General features: G+C 45.7%; 1 pseudogene. It reads left to right on the plus strand.

Going from position 1 to position 550, the window contains the following annotated elements:
* Positions 1–487: pseudogene (grxB, locus tag CIK04_RS24665) on the plus strand (glutaredoxin 2); the annotation flags it as partial.
* Positions 488–550 lie beyond the last annotated feature (63 nt).

Here is a 550-nt window from a genome sequence, read left to right on the forward strand (position 1 = left end):
CTATTACTTAAAAATGACGGCCAAGCCCTCGCGGAAAGCTTAGACATCATCGCTTACTTTATCGAGCTCGCTCAATCTTCAGAAAGCCATCAACCGTCTGAATCGGTGCTGGATTGGCAGCGAAGCGCGTTTCTTCCACTGCAAAAAGTGGGTTACCCACGTTGGTCAAACATGGATTTGCCAGAGTTTGCCACTCAGTCTGCACAACAAGCTTGGCGCACAAAAAAGGAAACGGATGCACTCAATTTTGAGAATGACACTTTTGCAAGACACACCAAACTATTGCCAAAGAGGTAGAAGCGCTCATCGAGCGTGCGAAAAACGTGTTGATCTCGATTCCTACCAGCACGTGACTTTGGTAGACGAAGCGATCCTGTTTTCTATTTTGCGCGGGTTCTTCAGTGCCACAGAAATCGAATGGGACAACACCGTGAAAGATTGGATGGAATCAGTAAGCAACAAAACCCAAGTACCACTACTTAAGTAAGGAATCGATCATGAGCAAACTGTTTGAACCAACACAGCTAAAACAACTGGATCTACAAACCMG

The sequence above is a fragment of the Vibrio sp. 03_296 genome (genome assembly GCF_002265885.1).